The 19,982-nt window shown below is 48.2% G+C and carries 16 protein-coding genes; 13 read left to right on the plus strand and 3 right to left on the minus strand.

What is annotated here, in order from left to right:
• The first annotated feature begins 391 nt into the window (after positions 1–391).
• The 7 genes from INF58_RS02535 to INF58_RS02565 are packed head-to-tail and all read left to right on the plus strand — an operon-like array spanning position 392 to position 6,687.
• Positions 392–1,276, plus strand: coding sequence for a FliM/FliN family flagellar motor switch protein (locus INF58_RS02535; RefSeq protein ID WP_063450832.1), 885 nt, complete (start codon positions 392–394; stop codon positions 1,274–1,276).
• A complete protein-coding gene (gene fliN, locus INF58_RS02540) occupies positions 1,269–1,667 on the plus strand; it encodes a flagellar motor switch protein FliN (protein ID WP_063450833.1) in 399 nt (132 codons plus the stop codon). The genes INF58_RS02535 and fliN overlap by 8 nt, the downstream gene beginning before the upstream one ends.
• A gap of 23 nt (positions 1,668–1,690) precedes the next feature.
• Entirely contained in the window at positions 1,691–2,416 is a 726-nt protein-coding gene (gene fliP, locus INF58_RS02545) for a flagellar type III secretion system pore protein FliP (RefSeq protein ID WP_226848244.1), read from the plus strand.
• Between the two features lie 2 nt (positions 2,417–2,418).
• Entirely contained in the window at positions 2,419–2,691 is a 273-nt protein-coding gene (gene fliQ / locus INF58_RS02550) for a flagellar biosynthesis protein FliQ (protein WP_063450835.1), read from the plus strand.
• 6 nt (positions 2,692–2,697) lie between these two features.
• Positions 2,698–3,471, plus strand: a complete 774-nt coding sequence (gene fliR, locus INF58_RS02555; protein WP_193526924.1) for a flagellar biosynthetic protein FliR — start codon at positions 2,698–2,700, stop codon at positions 3,469–3,471.
• Complete coding sequence (gene flhB / locus INF58_RS02560) at positions 3,468–4,604, plus strand: flagellar biosynthesis protein FlhB (protein WP_193526940.1); 1,137 nt, start codon at positions 3,468–3,470, stop codon at positions 4,602–4,604. Before fliR ends, flhB begins: the two co-directional genes overlap by 4 nt.
• A complete protein-coding gene (locus INF58_RS02565) occupies positions 4,591–6,687 on the plus strand; it encodes a flagellar biosynthesis protein FlhA (RefSeq protein WP_107534579.1) in 2,097 nt (698 codons plus the stop codon). The genes flhB and INF58_RS02565 overlap by 14 nt, the downstream gene beginning before the upstream one ends.
• A 35-nt stretch (positions 6,688–6,722) precedes the next feature.
• Here the strand turns inward: INF58_RS02565 and INF58_RS02570 are convergent, their stop codons facing one another.
• Positions 6,723–7,700 (minus strand): hypothetical protein, encoded by a 978-nt coding sequence (locus INF58_RS02570; protein WP_227414983.1) that lies wholly within the window; start codon positions 7,698–7,700, stop codon positions 6,723–6,725.
• A gap of 240 nt (positions 7,701–7,940) precedes the next feature.
• Entirely contained in the window at positions 7,941–8,369 is a 429-nt protein-coding gene (fosA, locus tag INF58_RS02575; protein ID WP_193526925.1) for a FosA/FosA2 family fosfomycin resistance glutathione transferase, read from the minus strand.
• A 198-nt stretch (positions 8,370–8,567) separates the two neighbouring features.
• Between fosA and trpS the strand changes: the two genes are divergently transcribed.
• Positions 8,568–9,569, plus strand: coding sequence for a tryptophan--tRNA ligase (trpS, locus tag INF58_RS02580; RefSeq protein ID WP_193526926.1), 1,002 nt, complete (start codon positions 8,568–8,570; stop codon positions 9,567–9,569).
• A gap of 43 nt (positions 9,570–9,612) precedes the next feature.
• Here the strand turns inward: trpS and INF58_RS02585 are convergent, their stop codons facing one another.
• On the minus strand, positions 9,613–10,068 hold the full coding sequence (locus INF58_RS02585) for a SymE family type I addiction module toxin (protein ID WP_193526927.1): 456 nt from the start codon (positions 10,066–10,068) through the stop codon (positions 9,613–9,615).
• 624 nt (positions 10,069–10,692) lie between these two features.
• Between INF58_RS02585 and dptF the strand changes: the two genes are divergently transcribed.
• The 5 genes from dptF to INF58_RS02610 all read left to right on the plus strand — a co-directional run.
• Positions 10,693–12,342: a DNA phosphorothioation-dependent restriction protein DptF gene (gene dptF / locus INF58_RS02590; RefSeq protein ID WP_193526928.1), complete on the plus strand. Its 1,650-nt coding sequence runs from the start codon at positions 10,693–10,695 to the stop codon at positions 12,340–12,342.
• 4 nt (positions 12,343–12,346) lie between these two features.
• Positions 12,347–13,672 (plus strand): DNA phosphorothioation-dependent restriction protein DptG, encoded by a 1,326-nt coding sequence (gene dptG / locus INF58_RS02595; protein ID WP_193526929.1) that lies wholly within the window; start codon positions 12,347–12,349, stop codon positions 13,670–13,672.
• The gene (gene dptH, locus INF58_RS02600; RefSeq protein ID WP_193526930.1) at positions 13,653–18,722 is read left to right on the plus strand and encodes a DNA phosphorothioation-dependent restriction protein DptH; all 5,070 of its coding nucleotides are present in this window, start codon (positions 13,653–13,655) and stop codon (positions 18,720–18,722) included. Before dptG ends, dptH begins: the two co-directional genes overlap by 20 nt.
• A 23-nt stretch (positions 18,723–18,745) precedes the next feature.
• A complete protein-coding gene (locus INF58_RS02605; protein WP_193526931.1) occupies positions 18,746–19,237 on the plus strand; it encodes a hypothetical protein in 492 nt (163 codons plus the stop codon).
• Positions 19,234–19,982 (plus strand): DGQHR domain-containing protein (locus tag INF58_RS02610; protein WP_193526932.1); only part of this gene is annotated, 749 nt, incomplete at its 3' end. The genes INF58_RS02605 and INF58_RS02610, both read left to right, overlap by 4 nt.

The following is a 19,982-nucleotide window of genomic DNA, read 5'->3' on the forward strand; positions in this document are numbered from 1 at the left end:
CTCTTCACAGGAAGCAAACCTTCCCTGAAAATGTGTTGCCTAGTATACGTTTCCGTTGAGAATTGTCTTATTTTTAATGCGTATTAAAGGATTAATCAATACAAAACAATGAGTTATAGGTGTTATCAAACTGAATTAATCCTAATTAATTATGGATTAATAACCGGAATAGTCTTGAAATAAAATGACTACAGATGTCTAATTCTCACTCTGAAAAAAAGCGTGTGAATGTGTCTTGCGGTGTGTGATCCTCTATTTATCTAAAGCGACACAAAACCACCTGAAATCGTTTTTTTTCAGAAAAATTTTTACGTATGGTCGAAGAGCCCATCAGCGCGTCGTAAAAACGCACCACGGTTTCATCATGCATTGTTATTAAAGCGGAATGATTATGTACCCTGCTACCCAGCGCATCAGAATCCATCAGCAGGATAGTCTTCCTGAGCTGGAAATACTTGATATCAGCAAACTTGGTCGTCCATGGCATAAACTTCCTAAGTCCATGAACGACAGCTTTGACATCCTTGATGCACGCCTTGGCATTTACTTCCTGAAAAAACTTCGGGTAAACGCCACGCTGGAATCAATGACATTTACTGTCGACCGTCATTTTAAAAATGCACAGATTTTTTCCACTCCCTATGGAAATCTCGGGTTCGTTATCGATCGCCTGCTGCTGCTAAATATCCTGCACGACTACTACGGTCTTAATAAAGACAGTGTGCATATTGAGCCAGATGAATCGATGCCGGTAACGAAAACGGAAGAGCGTTTACAAAGCAAGCTGGGTCAGGAGCTCACGTCGCTGATCATTTGTAAAGAGACGCTGGGTGAAGATCTCGAGATTAAAGTGGATTATTCCACCGTCATTAATCAGTGGCCGTGGTGTATTACGTTTAATCTGGAAGGGTATAAGCACGGTAGTTTCAGCATACTGCTGGATAGCCACCACATTGACCAGATGCTGGCAAATTTGCGCTCACCCGTATCAAAAGAACACCGGCAGCGAAAAACGGACTCGTTGAGTCCCGCTCAGCTGGAGCGCCTGTTTGATAGTTTACCCATCAAGCTGAACGGTCGGTTAGCCAGCCTGAACCTCACCGTGGCGCAAATTGCCGACATTAAACCCGGGGATATTATCCCCATCACCATCAACGAACCGATGCCCGTTTTTATCGGTAAAGAGCAGATTTTCGAAGCCACAATAGCCGAAGATTACGGCAAGCTTTTCTTCTGCGACATCCATGAAAAGACGCCCGAGAAACAATATGAGTGATTTGCAACATGAGCTGAGCCAGTCTCTGGATTTGGACGATCTCAACCTCAGTGATATGCCGCAGGACGCGCCGGCGGAAGGCACTATCCGCAACGATTTACAGCCTGAGCCTTCACACGCGTCGATGACCGATATGCGCCGTATGGCGTTGTTTAGCCGTATCCCGGTTACCCTGACGCTGGAGGTCTCCTCCGTGGATATTCCGTTGTCGGAACTGATGAATATCAGCAGCGACTCGGTGATCGAGCTGGACAAAATGGCCGGCGAGCCGTTAGACATCAAGGTCAACGGCATCCCGTTTGGGAAGGCGGAGGTGGTCGTACTGAATGATAAGTATGGCCTGCGGATCATCGATTTCAACACCAAAGAGCTGGGCGAGCTGACCCGATGAACCGCGAGCTTATTCTGTGGGGCATGACGCTGCTGCTTTTCGGCGTGCTGTTTAATCAGCAGGCGATGGCGGCGAACGGCGATATCACGCTGCTCAGCACCGCAGCCAACGGCGATGGCCAGGATTACAACGTAAAGATTGAGATCCTGATCCTCATGACCTTACTCGGCCTGCTGCCGATTATGGTCCTGATGATGACCTGCTTTACGCGTTTTATTATCGTGCTGGCCATTCTGCGCCAGGCGCTGGGCCTGCAATCCAGCCCGCCGAATAAAATCCTGACCGGTATCGCCCTGGCCCTAACGCTGCTGGTGATGAGACCGGTATGGACCACTATTTATACCGATGCGGTTGAACCCTTTCAGAGCGATCGCATTACCCTGAAGCAGGCGCTGGTCAATGCTGAAGCACCGCTGAAGCGGTATATGCTTGCCCAAACCAATGAAAAGGCCATGGCCCAGATCATGACGATTGCGGGCGTGGAGGGGGATGCTCGCGAACAGGATTTGACGATCGTGACGCCCGCTTATCTGCTGAGCGAGCTGAAAACCGCCTTCCAGATTGGCTTCATGATCTACATTCCTTTCCTGGTGATCGATCTTATTGTCGCCAGTATTCTGATGGCAATGGGGATGATGATGTTGTCGCCTCTCATCGTTTCACTCCCCTTTAAGCTGATGCTCTTCGTGCTTTGCGACGGCTGGACGCTGATCGTCGGCACGCTCACCGCCAGCGTGCGGGGATTATAGCCATGATGAATATGGACACCGCCGGCGACATCATGGCGACGGGCCTTCACCTCGTGCTGATGATCTCTGCCGTTGCGATTGTTCCCAGCCTGCTCATCGGCCTGTGCGTCAGCATTTTCCAGGCCACGACCCAGATCAACGAGCAGACGCTCAGCTTTTTGCCACGACTGGTGGTGACGCTGGGCGTGCTTGTATTCGCCGGAAAATGGATATTGACGCAGCTGGTGGATTTTACCGTCCAGCTCTTCACCCAAGCGGCCGCGCTGGTTGGTTAAAACACGATGGCTATTGATATTCACGCGCTGATCGCGCCGCTAATGGCACTGGTGCTCCCTTTTTTCCGTATCCTCGCCTTTATCCAGTTCGCGCCGGTTCTCGACAACCGCGTCTTCTCGCGCCGCGTAAAAATCGTTACCGCGCTGGCGCTGGCTATCGTGATTGCCCCCATGCTGCCGGAGCGGGTCGTGCTCACGGAACTGCTCTCGCTGCGCTCGGTGTTACTGATTGGCGAACAGCTGCTGTGGGGCATGCTCTTCGCGACGATCCTGCATCTGGTCTTTGTCGCGCTACAGACGGCCGGGCATATGCTTTCCATGAACATGGGGCTGGCGATGGCCATGATGAACGATCCGGTTAACGGCAGCTCGACAACGGTGATTTCACAGATTATCTACGTCTTTTGCGCCCTGCTGTTTTTCATCACCGACGGCCATCTTCTGCTGGTCACCATCCTGTACAAAGGGTTCACCTACTGGCCCATCGGGCAGGCGATTAACCAGCCGACGCTGATGCTGGTTGCCCAGGGCCTGGGATGGATTATCGCTGCCGCCGTGCTGATTGCGCTCCCGACAACCTTTGTCATGCTGATCGTTCAGGGAGGGTTTGGCCTGCTGAACCGCATTTCACCGACGTTAAACCTGTTCTCGCTCGGTTTCCCAATCAGCATGCTTTTTGGGCTTCTGTGCATCTCGATGCTGGTCACGAACATTCCTGACCACTATCTCAACATGACTAACGACATACTGGCGAAGCTTGACGCCATAAGGGTGCAATAGTGTCCTCCAGCGGCGATAAAAGTGAAAAACCCACCCCCGGGAAACTGCGAAAGGCGCGGGAGAAAGGGGATATTCCCCGTTCAAAAGATCTCACCATGGCGGTGGGGCTTGTCGCTTCCTTTATTATTTTGGCGACATTCCTGCCTTACTATCGCCAGCTTATCGGGGAGTCGTTTACCGCCGCCGCACACATGGCGAGGGATATCGATAACCCTGGCGTACTGAGTCAGTTTCTTATGCTTAACCTGAGCGTAATGCTGCGCTTTATCGCAACGCTTGTTCCTATCCCGGTAGCCTGCATCATCGCCAGCCTGATCCCCGGGGGATGGCTGTTTACGCCTGCCAAATTAAAGCCCGATTTTAAAAAAATCAGCCCGATAGCCGGTACAAAGCGACTGTTTTCCGCCAGCCACTATACGGAAGTGGGCAAAATGCTGCTGAAGTGTTCGGCGATACTGGCGGTGCTGTACATGATGGTGGGCGATAACATGGCGGCACTGCTGAATCTGCAACGCCTGTACCTGAACGAGGCCATTCTCCGGGGATTTGCGATTTTCCATCACGTTGTCAGCTATTTCATCGCTGTTATTGTCTTTTTCTCCCTGCTCGATGTGCCGCTCAGCAAATTTATGTATACCAAAAAAATGCGCATGACCAAGCAGGAAGTGAAGGAAGAGCATAAAAACAACGACGGTAACCCGCAGATCAAGGGCCGAATCCGTCAGCTACAGCGACAGATGGCGATGGGGCAGATTACCCGCACCGTACCGACCGCCGATGTGATCATCACCAACCCGACCCATTATGCGGTAGCGCTGAAATACGATCCGCAGCAGGCGGAAGCTCCCTACATCGTCGCAAAAGGGATTGACGATGTCGCGCTCTGGATACGAGAAGTCGGTGCCAGCCACCGCATTGAGGTCGTGGAGTTTCCACCGCTGGCGAGAGCGGTTTACTACACCACCCGCGTTAACCAGCAGATACCGGCTCAACTCTTTCGCGCCATTGCGCACGTGCTGACCTATGTGATGCAGCTGAAGTCCTGGCGTGAAGGCCGCATTGAGCAAAAACCCCGCCTGAACAGGCAAATAGACATTCCTCAAGAGGTATTTAAACACCATGGCGAACGGTAAGTTATCCAACGTGTTCGGCATGCTCCGGAAGGGGCAGATTGCTGTGCCTATCCTGCTTCTCTGCGTTCTGGCGATGGTGATCCTGCCGCTGTCGCCGCTGATGCTGGATATTCTGTTTACGTTTAACATCGTGTTGGCGGTCATCGTGCTGCTGGCCTCGGTCAATATGCAGCGCCCGCTGGATTTTGCCATCTTCCCAACGCTGCTGCTGATCACGACCCTGATGCGCCTGACGCTGAACGTGGCCTCCACGCGCGTGGTTCTCCTTAAGGGGCATGAAGGGGAAGGCGCGGCGGGTAAAGTCATCGAAGCCTTCGGACAGGTGGTCATCGGCGGCGACTTCGTCGTGGGTTTTGTGGTGTTTATCATCCTGATGATCATCAACTTCGTCGTCGTGACCAAGGGTGCAGAGCGTATCTCGGAAGTCTCGGCTCGCTTTACGCTGGACGCCCTTCCCGGCAAACAGATGGCGATTGATGCCGACCTGAATGCCGGGTTGATCAACCAGCAGCAGGCCCGCAGCCGCCGTCAGGAGGTCGCCAAAGAGGCGGACTTCTACGGCGCGATGGACGGGGCATCTAAATTCGTCCGCGGCGATGCCATTGCCGGGATCATGGTTCTGATCATTAACGTGATTGGCGGGATCTGCATCGGTATCTTCAAATACGATTTAGAGGCCAGCGTCGCTTTCCGTCAGTACGTCCTGCTCACCATTGGTGACGGCCTGGTTGCCCAAATTCCGTCCCTGCTGCTCGCCACCTCCGCCGCCATCATCGTGACGCGCGTCAGCGAAGGCAATGACATCAGCGATGAGATCAAGACGCAGCTTCTTTCGAAACCGAAAGTGCTCTACACCGCCGCGTTTGTGATGTTTATTCTGGCGATTGTGCCCGGCATGCCGCACGTTGCCTTCCTGAGCTTTACCGCGCTGCTGCTGTTTGCCGCCTGGCGTCAGAGCAAGGTGGTTCAGCCCGCCGCACCGGAAATGGACATGGAGGCGATCAACGAGGCGCTGGCCCCCGATACCTCCACGGCCATCACGTGGGACAATATCCCGCTGGTTGAGCCGATCGGTCTGAGCCTCGGCTACAAGCTTGTCACCCTGGTTGACGAGTCCAGAGGTAGCCCGCTTTCGCTGCGCGTCAGGGGGGTAAGGCAGGTCATTTCCGAACTGTGTGGGGTGCTGCTGCCGGAGATCCGCATACGCGAAAACTTCCGGCTGAAACCTTCGCAGTATGCGATTCACGTCAACGGCATACGCACGGCAGTGGCTGAAGTTCAGGCCGAAAAGCTGATGGCGATCCCCGGAACCGAGCTGTACGGTGAGATTGATGGCGTGCTGGACACCGATCCGGCCTACGGTATGGCGATCGTCTGGATCGATCCTGACCAGAAGGCGAAGGCGCTCAATCTGGGGTATCAGGTCGTGGATTGCTCAAGCGTGGTCGCCACCCACGTCAACAAGGTCGCGCGTGAATATTTACCGGAGCTGTTTAACTATGACGACATCACGCATCTGCACGCGCGCCTGGCCCAGCAGGCTCCCAAGCTTGCCGAGGACTTAAACGCCGCGCTCAACTATAGCCAGCTGCTGCGCGTTTATCGCCAGCTTCTGCTTGAGCAGGTTTCGCTGAAGGACATTGTGACCATCGCCTCAACGCTGCTGGAAAGCTCGGCCATCACGAAAGATCCGCTGCTGCTTACCGCCGACGTGCGCTACGCGCTTCGCCGCGCGCTGGTGCATAACATCAACGGCGATCGCCCTCAGCTGGCTGCTTATACGATCGATAATCAGCTGGAAAACCTGCTGCTCAGCGCACTGAACCAGGCCCAGCAGGCGGGTAAAGTTGCTCTGGATAACTTCCCGGTCGATCCCAACATCCTGACGCAGCTTCAAAATACGATGCCAATGATCTACGAGCAGATGAAAGCGAAAAATATGCCTCCGCTGCTGCTGGTCACGCCGCAGCTGCGGCCGCTGATCTCGCGTTATGCCCGCCTGTTCGCTAAAGGGCTACACGTACTTTCCTACAATGAAGTGCCTGACGATGCGGATTTAAACGTCGTTGGCACGCTGGCGTAAAGCTCAACACGCGTCCTGGAAACAGGACGTGACGCTTAATGTTCCATGTAGCGCATGCGCCATTCCGCTATGGTGCGCGGCATTTTGCTGAGGTCATTATGCTGCGTGCTGTAGTAATAGAAGGTCAGTTTGCCTTTTTCATCAGGAGCAATGCGGGCAGCCCAAATATGGCTGGCGTTATACATAATAAGTGCGGTGCGGGTATTGGCCGCCCCGCGCAGCCAGGATGAAATGACCGTGGCGCCAATATTGTCGATATCTTTGCGGTATATATACGCATTAGCCGTCTGAATAAATTTCTGATAATCATCCCCCACCAGCGCACGGAATCGTTCTTCCGTTTTCGCATCGGGCAGGATTTGCAGCGAGAGCAGCGTTGCTTTTGGGCGCGGGTCCTTTTCTGACCGTGCGTAAATACCGTCAATAAAGGCCCCGTTGGGCACGGAGAGACTGCATCCTCTTTTGCCGCTGCTAAAAGCCTGAAGCGCACCGCTGCTTTCGGGGATCAGCAAGACCTTGCAGCGTTTACTTTCCGCCATATTGTCGATGAGCAGCATGCCGTCGACCTTGCGCGCTTCGGCGGTATAGGTCTCTTTATTCAACCCAGACCAGATGCGAATATCAACATTGACCGTCCAGTCGGCGTTGTGACTGAATTCAATCACCCCGCCGTTCATATTTGCCGCCTGGGTATTCCACCAGCGCCCCTGCCAGAGAAAGTGCGGAGGGGCTTCGGCCAGCTTGCCGATTCCCGCGAAGTAGGCATGCTCTATACAGCTTTCTGACGTGCACTTTTTGAGTGACGTCTGCCATGCCAGATATTCCTGATGAACAACGTGTCCGTCGCGGCGCACCAGCATATCGCGATAGTAAGTTGTCATAATGTTATTAAGCCAGCTGAGATTCTCACTGCTACAAATCGTGTTCTCAAGAGGGGTCGCCGCACGCTGGCAGTTAACGGCAAACGCGCTGGTTGCCATTAATGACGCGATAAGTATGCCTAAAACATTCATGAACTTTATCATAACGGGTACTTTTTAACCGAAAAAGGGCGGGTATTTTGGCTAAATCGCGCTCACGTTGCAATAAATCAAATTAAATTATTGACGAACTAAATATATATAAAAACGGCTAATGTAGATTTTTACAATAATAATTTTCAGCAATGTAAAAATTATTTCCTACTTACGTTAAAAATAAAGAAATCCGGTAACGTGAATACCGTGAACAGCTATTTTTGTGCCGGTGTTTCATTAACGTTGAGATGATGCGGTAAACACCATGCCCGCGTAGGGCTTCTCGCGACACGCCGCCAGCCGCGCGGCGAGGCTGCCCACGTGCAGCTCTAGCTTGTGCCCGTCCGGATCGAGAAAGTAGAACGACGCCCCCTCGCTTTTGTTCTGCTTCCAGACGGTGACGCCCGCCTGCTCAAGCCTTTGCGAGAACGGTTCAAAATCCTCTTCCGCCACGGTAAACGCGTAATGGGTGTAGTCGCTCTCCTGCGGCGGCACGTACCTGCGCGCCTCGTCGTACGACAAGCAGACCCACAGATCGCCGCAGGTGAGATAGGCCCCGGTATTCCAGCGGGCGTGCAGCGTCAGGCCCAGCAGCCCGTGCCAGAAGGTGACGCTTTTTTGCAGGTCGCTGACCGCGAGGGTCAGGTGGTTGAGAGATTGCAGCATGACGTGCCCTTTTGTTTTTCGCGCCGGACGTGATACGGTAAAGAGATGAACATAAACCACGCCGTCCTCACCGTAAACCGCTGGTGGCTGCCTTCTTAAAGGCGGCACGGAGTTGTTTTCCCATTTTCAGATAGCCGCCGAAAGGCGGCTATCGCACACAGAAGACCCCTTTCGGCATTGCAACGTTAAGGAGTCTTTATGAACGCACCCACCATCCTCACCGGCGACCGCCCAACCGGCCCGCTGCACCTCGGCCACTTCGTCGGATCGCTGCGACAGCGCGTGGCGCTCCAGCACACGCACAACCAGTTTGTGCTGATTGCCGACCTCCAGGGGCTGACCGACAACGGCAGCAACCCGCAAAAAATTCGCGACAACATCCCCGAAGTGCTGGCCGACTACCTCGCCGCCGGCATCGACCCGAACCTGACCACGATCTGCCTGGAATCCGCCCTGCCCGCCCTCGCCGAGCTGACGATGCTGTATATGAACATCGTCACCGTCGCCCGCGTGGAGCGTAACCCGACGGTGAAAAACGAGATTGCGCAGAAAGGCTTTGCTCGCTCGCTGCCGGTCGGGTTTATGGCCTATCCCATCAGCCAGGCGGCGGACATCACCGCATTTAAGGCCGAGTGCGTACCCGTCGGCGACGACCAGCTGCCGATGATTGAGCAGACCAACGAGATTGTGCACAAGATGAACAGCCTGCTGCCCGCCCCGGTGCTGCGTCACTGCAAGGCGATGCTGAGCGACACCAGCCGCCTGCCCGGTATCGACGGCAGCGCCAAGATGTCCAAATCGCTGGGCAACACGCTGCACCTTTCGGCCAGCGAAGAGACGATTCACCGTGCGGTCAGCGCCATGTACACCGACCCGAACCACCTGAAGGTGAGCGACCCGGGGCAGATTGAGGGGAACGTGGTGTTTACGTATCTCGACGCGTTTCATCCGGACAAGGCCAAAGTGGCGGCGATGAAGGCGCACTATCAGGCGGGCGGGCTGGGCGACCGGGCGTGCAAGAACGAGCTGGAGGGGTGTTTGCAGGCGCTGATTGCGCCGATGCGGGAGCGGAGGGCGAGGTATATGCGTGACAGGGGCGAGTTGATGGCGATGCTAAAGCGCGGGACCGAACGGGCGCAGGGGGTGACGCAGGAGACGTTGAGGGAGGTGAAGGTTGGGCTGGGGGTGCCGGTGTTTTGAAGGCGGCATAAAAAAGAATCCCGGCTCAGGGCCGGGATATTTATCAGGCGTTGCGCTTAATCACCGGAATATCGCCGGTGTCATTTAACGCGCCTGGAAATGTTTTTAACCACTGCGCGACTTTCTGCTTATTTATATTCACCACGCTCATACCTTCCAGGCATCCCCATAATTCTCTTGTATGCTGCGGCGTAATCACAATGCAGTCTTTCATGGCGCGGATTTTTACCGGCATGCCGTTGATGAAACCCGCGCGTTTTAACCAGTCGCCGCCGAGGAGAAGATATTTCATGTCTATGCGCGCATAGAGTTCGCAGCAGGCGGCGCTGTCCTGCGGCGTTTCGGCGCGGGGATGGACGGGCGCCGCGTTAGGCGGGTTGCCGTGAAGGCGGCGGGCGCTGTTTTTGCGTACCAGCTCGCGGTTTTCAATCATGCCGGTGAAAGCGTCTGATTCTGTTTTGCAAACGGTAAACCCTGGCTTAAAATTCGACGCAGCCATTTTCAACTCCTTCATAGTTGTTTGTGGTTAGCGGTATGGGGGTGTTGCAGCACCTTCATATCGCGAAATCCTCGTTAAATATTCTTTGATACTTCCTTTGCCGTTAGGCGTAATTTCTGCTGCTCATTATACAGGGCTGAATATAAATACAGCGGTTTTGGGTGGGGTAAATTTGGAATTTGCGAGGAGGATTCAGGAAATAGTGTTAAGGGAAAAGTTGATGTTTATGGGCTGTGGAAAAATACTTCACTTTTTGCAAGCACTATTCCTTTACTTTGTACGCGAGAGCTTCCCAGGAAACCGTATTTGTAGGGTGCACACTTTGTTGCAATTTTACACAAGTAAGATTTTTTAATTTACTAATAAAGCACCAGACATTCCAAAAAAACATTTTTTACATGAAGAGTTGATGATTTCAGGAAGGGCCAGTTTAACTGTTTCCAGAAGCAAATAATTTCAATTGGTTATTATTAGCTTTTTCATCATTACTTGAGCTAATACTATTTAACCCTTTCATTCGTTACACGAAAACACGCATCCTTAACTCGAAGGCAAAAGTCCTATAGAGATCAAGGAAAAGCTCGTATAAAATAGGCGAATTCTTACTTTAGAGAACATGAAGTTATGAGCGCGATCACATTACGTAAAGCGTTAGGTGTACTTGCGAAGTCATCTTCGTTTTCTGTAACCACAGAAACTCATCGGCAAAAGGATGTGTTCGATGAGCTAAAAGAACAACTCTTTGTTAAACAAGAAATCGAAGAAGAGTTACAGCGTTATCTGGATACAGCGACTCCCGGTGAGATCATTTTTCTATGCGGAAGTAGCGGGGATGGGAAATCCGAAATTTTAACCCGCTGTAAGTCAGATCCACGAAATCAACATAAGTTTAGTTTCCATCTGGATGCTACGCACAGCTTTGCGCCTCAACAATCAGCCATTGATGCACTGAATGATTTATTTGAAAATCATCACGCACAATCATACCCGCTCCTCATCGGTATCAACACCGGGATGCTCGCCAACTTTGCAAGAGAAGGTTCTGAGTCCCATATGGCTATCCGCGCTGCCATTGATTCATTCTTGTCAGCGCAACAGGAAGGTCAGCGTCCTTACCGCAATGAACATTGTACATTCTTTGATTTCGAACATTATCCAAAGTTCGAGTTTGACGAAGAGCAGGAATTCTCCCCTTTTATCAAAAAATTAATGAATCACTTAACGGGGAATGGCGACAAAAACCTGTTTTACACAATTTATCAACGTGATGAATCAATAGGACATGATTTAAAAACCGTTGCTAACTTTAAACTACTGTGCATGCCCGGCGTTCAGAATGTTTTAATAACACAGCTATTTAAAGCCAGATTAATAAAAGATCAATTCGTTACCACACGAACCTTATTGGATTTTTTACATCACCTGCTGACAGGGCCAGGGTACCTATTTGATAATCTGTTTAATGGTGCAGAAAATGATCTAATTAAAAAGGTTTCTGATTTTGATCCTGCCAGATTGCATACATACGAGATTGATCAATTTATTTTACGCTATGAGCTTGGATTGGTTGATCCCGAACTGGATGAGTTCCTAATTACCCTTGCACAATTACCTCTTATGTTTGATCGTAAATGTGTTAAGCCAGGTGATGCAGCTTCTTTAATTAGACTTTTCTGGCTACTACAACATGAATCTTTAGGGAATAACTATCACAAAAAATTCTCTATCTTCTTTAAAGAAGCTGTCTTTGAGCGTTATTCTGAGATTTGGCATCTGCATAAAAACTATACCGCAGATCCGGAACAAAAAAGAGCACTGAACCGCTTTTACTCTTTCGAGCTTATCGCTGGTATTCAGCGCTATGCAAACCGTAAAGCACCTGAACTGAGTACACAAAAAGAAGAGTTCTTCTTAGGCGAATTTGGCGGGATTAAAATCACAGCACCTGTTGCGCTGAAACCGGACTGGGATTCCATCCTCAAGAAAAATACAGCCCATACAACTTGTTTCGATATCTATTTAAAAGTAGGACAAGATCCGCTGGATCCGATTCGTATCGGTCTTAATTTATTTGAGCTATTGACTAAACTGAATAATGGCTATCGCCCTAATAAATATGATAAAAGTGCGATTGTCTTACTGGATGAAATCGTTGAACTAATCGCGGAAAAGGCAAAGTCCAGTAGCGAAATCAAGTTTTATGACGGTGTAAAACGAGTTTACAGTGCAACAGCGGACGACGACATGATTACTATCAGCGGCATGGAGGGATAACATCATGTATCCTATTGCAGAAACGTTAAAAGTTGGTAATAACCAGCTTGATAGTTACCTTCCAATACGTAATAAGAATAACAATATTGACTGGCAAATCGTCACAGGTCTAGTACTGAGCTATGCCGTGAAGTATAAAATCAATACTTATAGTCTCGAGCAGTTTCGCGAGGATTGTAAAACTCATCTGCAAATATTGATCGATGAACCCGCGTTTTTGACCGTGCTGGAACGGATGTATTTTTCCAGTCAGGATATTTTTCGTGTCTCCCCTCTGTTCTTGCTGTTCCACGCTCAGTTTGATGGTGAAAAGATAAGTGCAGGCTCGACTGCCGACAAACGCCTTGGAACACTGTTTGCCAATTTGATGAGAGATTTTAGCCTTAATACCCCTATACAAGATAAGTTAAATTTTATTGAAAAAGAGATGCTGAATAAGCTCAATAAGAAATTAGTCCGACTGGGAGAGGGGCCATTTGCAAAAGAACAACCGTATTTACCCTATCTGGTAACGTGCTTTCAGTCTGATTTGGCGTTTCTGGCAGAGCATCCACAATATCTTTTGCAGGAACTGACCAATACTCTACGTTTGTATGCCTTTAGTTGGTGCGCACAACTGGCGCTCAATCTGGACAATTGGCAAGACGGTGAGCCGCAGAGTAAGTCATTGTTTTTTATACTCGATACTGAAAAGGCTAGCTCTGAACGAGATAAAATAAAGCTCTTCGGCTATAAGTGGTTTGCTCGCCAAAGTGAAAAATTGTTCCCCGTACTCTCTGCATTAGAGGTATTACAAGTAAAAGGTGAGGAAAAACGCCCTCTTTGGCAGGTATACCAAGATTGTTTAGGTTATTCAGACACATCGAATCGAGTACTGAATGAACTCAATGATTATATACAAAAGTTCATTAGTAAGGAGGAACGAGATCTTCCTGAACGCGATCGTGCTACCAACCTAGAAGATGCTTTTAAGCAGCTATTATCTGTTGCCGTTGAACAGTTTCAGGGTAAAAAAACTGAGCGAGCAACGGTAAATCGCAAATACATCAACGAGCTGGAAAGCCAGATTTGCACTGACTTCATTCAGGTTCGTGGCCGAGCGGGGAAAGTACTGGTACTGAACCAGGATCGACTACTGCTACTAACTAACCTTACCGTGGGTAAAAACAAAAAACTCCGTCTGCATGAGCTGCTACGTGGTTTTGAGCAACGCGGATTTTATCTGGATAACCAGTCTACACAAATGCTGGTTGCGTTTTATGAACGCATGGGAAATGTGGAGAGAATGAGTGACAGTGGAGACGCCGTATATGTCCGTAAAACAGTATGAAACCTATCTGGCAGAAACCTTCATTGAATGGGTTAGCAGCATCATCCAGCCTGGTGAGCGCTACCAGTTTAAATCTCCCGATCCGGATAACGCCTTAAAGCTCTGGAAGGCTTTCGACTCTTTAGCAAATGGAAATAAATTAGAAATTGCACCGGGGCAATATCTTACCTACGTCCAATGTAATAATATCCAGCTTATTCCGGTACTGCACGGCACCACTACCCCTGCATTCACAGAAAACTATATTTCTCATTTACGCGATCAGGTTTCTGGCCGCAATGGCATTTTTGCCCAGACAGCGTTGTTGATTATCCACAACAGCATGCTTGATACCTTACTCAATAGTACCAAAGATGTCGCTGCACCGGATGCTATCTGGCATCCAGAAACCTTCCGTCACCAGCTCGAAAAGTTAATCACAACGGACAGCGCCCGTTCTCAAGTATCCCGCTGTTTGCTGGGCGATCAGTTGACAACAATATTGGATGAAGGCGCAACGGTTTTTGGATTTACATCGTTATACCGTCTGCTGGACGACGGCAATCTGGATTTCTCAGAGCTAAAGTTATTCAACGATAATAACCTGCTGAATTTTAGTGATAAGCAGTTGCGCGCCCGGCTCAATGAAAACCAAAAGTTATATCGCCAGATAGAGGACAGTGTTGAACGCTACAGCGGGCAACTGGAGAATGTACTAACTGAATTTAGTGCAAAATTCATTCAGGAGCATTTCGTTGACAATGACGATTGGCGTGAACTTGATTTCTCCGTCTACCTGAATGAAAAAGCACAAAACAGTGAACAGAAACTGGTGTTGGAAAACATTACTGCTGAAAACGGTGAGGTCTGGCAAAGAGCCAAAAGCACCAGTAAAGCAGGTAAACGAGATATCAGTGTCCTGGTTCAGGTTCTACCGGGGCAGTCACACGTTGAGCTGGAGTTTATCTTCCAGGGTAGCGACCTTCAGGACAATCAGGTAAAAATTGCTCATCATCGTCAGTTACAGAAAGAACGATTCTGGCGTACCAGCCGACTTGGGGGGAGAAACTCTAAGATTCTGGCATCTGTACCTTTCGATGGTCGGCCCTGTTTCTTTAGTCTCGAAATTATCAACCGCAATAACTCGGCGGAAGAGTACAAATTTCGCCTGCTGTTAGTTGAACAAGGGCAATTCTGGCTTAATGAGATCCTGCATTGTTACCGTATTGAGCCAGGTAAAGGCCAATTAACTCTGCAATTGGAAGATAACGAATTGCGTATTGCGGAGCTCGGCGACCAGACTTGTTTACTTGATGAAGAAAGTGATGACATTGATTGTCACCATTATGCACTCGTTAATTTTGAAACGCTGGCGAATCAAAGTGAGCTGATCAAATTTACACTGACTTCAGGTGACTCCCGTTTACTATTCAACATCGAAGGGCCAGGAGCAGAGGAAGGATTAACTCTGCCTCTACTTTTTGATCAGAGTCGTTTCAATAAACTCTTCAAAGAAGAAGGGAATGCAACCTGGAATAAGATGAAAGGTCGCGTAATCCTGGATAATATCGAACATAATGTGGTTGGTGTACGCCAGCAGTTGCTTATGCAAGAGTACACTCTAATCGAGAGTAATCTGCTCAGCATAGATAACAATGGTAATGAGTTTGCTCTGGATGAGCTACTGGTAAGCTACCCCGACCTCCATAATGCGTACCACCAATTGTTCGTTTACTATCAACGACGAAATACTCTGCCGAGTCTGGTGTCATGGTCAGCGGAATATCGTGCATTAGTTAGTCACATGATCGCTACTTTTGAACAGGCATTACAGCAAATAAGTCTGAGCAGAGCATTAACGACCCAAGAAAAACGGCTCTTACATGTGGGAATTTGCCGCGGCGACGATTATGAACGTCTCTCACCTCTGCACCCATTGGTAATGGCTTATCATTTACAGCTAGCTGAAACTATCATCGCAGAGCCCGGATTCCCCACATCAGCTTCCTTCGCTTCATTACCAGAGATTACTCTCGATCGTCTGGTCGTCTCGGGCTTAATGCCGTTTGTGTATCATAGCGAACATGAATACGCACAGTTACAATCGATGTCAGAAAACCGCTTCTGGATAGATATTGTTCCCCAGCGCCAGATGAGCCACGAATACGTTAAGCGTCTTGTGAAAGACAAGCTAAACGAATTTACAGACGCCTATTCCCGGTTGTTCCAGAGTGCTGGGAATAATGCACTGGTTATTAATGCTATTAATATGGGAGATGCTAGAGAGCTCTTTTTGGGGCTGGTAGATTATTTTAAACAGGAAAAAGATAACGCAATTTCGATACACGTAAACTGCTATGACGAACACCTGCTCCCCAATGCCTTTGATCGCTTTGCTGAAAGTGGTAGCTATGAACAACTTAAAAATGATCTTGGCCTGAACAGCGGTGCGTGGCGTTCTGAAGCCGATATGTTGATCGATCTACTTCGCAGTCGCTTAACATTCAGCAAATTTGTCCTGCCACCGGAAAGCGATCAACTGGCTTACGCCCATCTCGCGTTTTTCACCAACATCGCACCGGTTGATTGCCGCCAGATTCGCATTGAGGATGCTGCCAGTGGCGTATTATGTCATGGTCTTATTGCGGGTGAAGGGGCTGAAACACAGGGTGACGCCTACTTTACCGCATTTGGTCTACGAAATGTCGATACAGAACCTTATTGCGCCCTACGTCTCGCCCACTTGTTGGGTTGTCTGTGGCAACCGGCGCGACAAAGCAACAGTCAGTATCACGGCCAGGGGATCAGCCTTGCCGTCAGCGGTAACTTTAAGCAACTGCTGAATCGCTCTTATGATAGTTCTCTCTGGACCACAATTATCGACCCTAAGGTAACACTCGATTTCTTTACCAATCAAAAAGATGTCGTTCTAATTCATTACTCTGACCAGTACACCAGTTGCGCAGGTTATGACGCCGTAACTGTCACAAAACAGGTTGAATTGTTCTTGCGTCTGCTTCAGACAGGTAATCAAACCGGGCAATCCACCGTTGATAGCCAGCAACTACTTGCTGAATTTAACGCCTTTAACGGCGAGTGGCTGTTGAAAATGTTGCGTTCAAATGAGAAGGAGCGCAAAGAGAAGCTCGGCATTATCGGTGCATACAAATTCGTACAGTCTATGTTGCACCAGTCAGATATTTGTTGGGTTCCATTGTCAGTAGCAGAGATGATCCGCGTGTCTGGCAACGTCGGGCTGAGAATGAAAGAAAGCGATTTATCCCGCCATTTACAGGGTTATCAGAAAGGAGCGATCTCTGACGATGTGCTCTTTGTCGGCTTCAAAGATAACAACCTGTATCTGTTACCACTTGAAGTTAAAACAGGGGCTCGCCCTGATTACAACCATGCTGGCCAGCAGGCCCGCGAGCTAAAACGCTATTTACAACAAGATATTCTTGGGCCACAAACTCTGGCATCACAGCTATACCGGGCACTTTTTATCCGCCAGGTATTAATGCAGGTAGAAAAGTTGCGTCTGTATGGTGTACTGGATAACGACAAGCTATCCCCTCTCCTGGAGCGACGCGAATGGTGGCTCACTGGCGACTATCAATTAGGCGAGCTTGCTGATTATGCAGATGGTTTTGTGGTAGCTCATATAGACAGCGGAACCTGTTTTGATCTCTCCTATAAAGAAACAGCAGAGAATATTCTACAGATCGAAATCCCCTATTCATTGCTTCCATCGTTAATTGCAGCACAAGGTGATCAACCTCCACTAGCTGAACGCTATCGGGTGCCGGAAAAATATTTGCTTAAACCAGAGTGTGATGTCGATTCCTCTCTCCCGGAACAGGCGGCAACAACTGAACCGCAACCCATTTCAGCGCCGGAGCCTCCACAACCTAAAGCATCGGCACTAAGCCCCAGTAATGTCACCAATACACCATTACAAGTCTTGTTTGGTCATGATGCTGTACACCAGAATCCGTTGTATTGGGAGCCAACTAACACAGCTAAGTTCATGAATACCAATACCGGCATTATCGGAACGATGGGGACCGGGAAAACCCAGTTTACTAAATCGCTGGTTACGCAACTGATGCGCAATCAGTCCTGCAATGTTGATGGTAAACCGATTGGCTTGTTGATCTTCGACTATAAATCCGACTATGTGGATGATGCGTTTCTGGAAGCTACGGGAGCTAAGAGATATCAGCTATCGTTGTTACCTTACAATCCGTTATCGTTATTTGGTGATATGCCCATGTTACCAAGGCATACGGCCATGGCATTCGCTGAAACGATGGGCAAAGCGTATAACCTTGGCGTAAAACAACGCATGAAGCTGGTTACGCTAATAATGGAGTGCTATGACTTAGCAGGAATAGTGCCTCATGATCGATCAACATGGAATCGTGTAGCACCGACTATTGAAGATGTGTGGCAGCAGTACCTTGCACAAGAGAAGGTCGACGAAGATTCATTATATGCTGCACTTTATAATCTGGCTGGTTTCCAGATTTTTGAAACGGATCCAGAGAAGATGACCAGTTTGTACGATCTGGTTGATGGAGTCACAGTTATCGAACTCGCTGGTTATCCATCAGAGATTCAAAACCTGGTAGTTGCACTGACACTGGATCTTTTTTATGCGCAGATGCAAAAGCGTGGGAAACCGACGGTGCGAGGTGATTATCGCCAGTTAACCAAAATGATTCTGGTTGATGAAGCCGATAACTTTATGCGCCAGGATTTTGCTAGCTTGCGTAAAATCCTTAAAGAAGGCCGTGAATATGGTGTAGGGGCGATCCTATCAACACAAGAAATTACTCACTTTAAAACAGGCGAGAATAATTATGCTTCTTATATTCTCACTTGGGTAATTCATCGAGTTTCTGAGATCAAGAATGCTGATATCAAGGCCGTATTCAACATTGATGATAAAGGCGAACAGGAGTCTTTGATGGGGCAGATTAGACAACTTGAGAAGCATTATAGCCTGTATGTAGATGGAGATAAACAGGTTAAGAAGATGCGGGATCGAGCGTTCTGGGAATTAGTATGAATATCAGATATGGAGTACTTTAATTGAGCAATGACACTGATACAGTAATTGCAAATGATAACTACATTAAGTCGACTTGGTGTAGATTCAAAAATGCTTTTACTGAACTTTCTTTTTGGCGAGAGCTTATCGCATATTTCATTTTAGGAAGTTTAGGGTTATGGCTTCCATGCTTTTTGAATATGCCTGGCGCAAACACAGTTTTTGATCCAATGAATGTTTTAACGTTTGGTCTTGTTACTTTATTCATTATTCTCGAAGCTAGAGTTTTTATGGCTGAAAACGATGATGGGCGTTCACCGGGAACAACCAAGGTAATAGTATTGGTTGGCTTTGTTTTTTTATGCATTGGGTATGTTAAGGGCGTATTAACAAATGGCGTGGCGATAGTTTGGGGAATTAGCTGGGTTCATTTATCTCTTTTTTTCACCATATTAATTTGGATAGTAAATCATGTTAATACCTCAAGATATGACTCTAAGAACATTAATTCTATGCTCGGAGGGAATGTATGAGTAGGGAAATTAAACTTCCGGCGATCAAGGTTGAACAACCCATTGGAACGTTTTATGCAGTTTCGATTAGCTCTGATTTATTATCAAAGGTTGCGTTTAGCTCTAGAGCTGAGTATAAAAACAAAGATCTCCAAGATGGTTTTTTGTCCTTATTGAAAGGCAATCAACGTGATTTAGATATAAAACGTAGCAAACAAATAGGACAATATATTGACAGCATAGAATCAACCTTTCCTAATTCTATAATTCTTGGAGCTAATTTCGATAGAGATGGTAATTTAATTGAAGATTACGATATACGATGGAGGGTAGAAAAAGATGGAGAACAGTATTTCTTAATTATTCCTTCAGAGGATAATGTTGTCGCTACAATAATTGATGGTCAACATAGACTATCCGGCTTTAAATATTCTGAGCGTAAAAACATGGACCTTTTATGCTCTGTATTTATTGATCTTCCAGCCCCGTATCAGGCATATATTTTTGCAACGATTAATTTTAATCAGAAAAATGTTAATAAAAGTCTTGCATATGACTTATATGGCTTCAGAGTTGAAGAAGAAGAACGAAAAGAGTGGTCTCCTGAAAAACTCGCTGTCTATATTTCAAGAAGATTAAATAAATACTCTATCCCATTGAAAGATAAAATAAAATTAGGTGCTCCTTCAGATATTGACGAGACAAGTGAATCCAGAAAATTCATATCATTATCAACTGTTGTTGATGGTATTATAAAATTAATCAC

Origin of the sequence: Enterobacter cloacae complex sp. P24RS, assembly GCF_014982165.1 — a bacterium.
Taxonomy (GTDB): Bacteria; Pseudomonadota; Gammaproteobacteria; order Enterobacterales; family Enterobacteriaceae; genus Enterobacter; species Enterobacter quasihormaechei.